The organism is Akkermansia muciniphila (genome assembly GCF_018709685.1).
GTDB classification, from domain to species: Bacteria; Verrucomicrobiota; Verrucomicrobiia; order Verrucomicrobiales; family Akkermansiaceae; genus Akkermansia; species Akkermansia muciniphila_E.
In genome coordinates this window covers 1-639 of the sequence record NZ_JABDHQ010000043.1, presented here as the reverse complement: position 1 = coordinate 639, position 639 = coordinate 1, and the positions used below count along the sequence as shown (strand labels likewise).

Annotated in this window: 1 pseudogene; it reads left to right on the top strand. The window is 56.0% G+C overall.

The features are described from left to right. Positions 1-639: pseudogene (locus HHJ06_RS11685) on the top strand (RHS repeat domain-containing protein); the annotation flags it as partial.

The window sequence follows — 639 nt, the reverse complement described above, 5'->3', positions numbered from 1 at the left end:
GGTGGAAGATGAGCCGGGGCATCAATGGCGTCCAGAGGGTTTACACCTATGAAGCAGCCGCGGAATACGGGGCCATCCACAAGGTGACGGAGACCGTGCAGGCCAGCGGAAGCATCGTTCCCGGACAAAGCACCAGGAACGTAGAGTACATTGCTGAAAACGGCACCACCGCCAGGAAAGAACAATACGTTCACACTGGAGAAGGCTGGTCGCTGATTGCCTCGGAGGACTATGAATATGATGACGAACAGAGGCTCGTCAAGACAACCAGGGGCAACGGCAGAACCAGTACGACGGAATGGATGTGCTGCGGGCCGCTCAGGGAAACCGACGAAGACGGCATCACCACCAGCTATGGGTACAACTCGGCCAAACAGCTGGTGGAAACCATCCGCTCAGCTACCGAGACTACGCCAGAAACAATTACTTCCTACAGCTATGATGCGGCGGGAAGGACGATTGCCACGCGCCGCGACATAGGGGCCATGACCACGGTGGAGAGTACAGAGTACGACGATCTGGGCCGGGTAGTTTCCTCTACAGATATACTTGGCCGAGTGACACGAACGGAATACAGCGAGGATCGCCTTACAACAACCATCACTACTCCTTCGGGAGCCACTCTGGTCACTAAAGAAC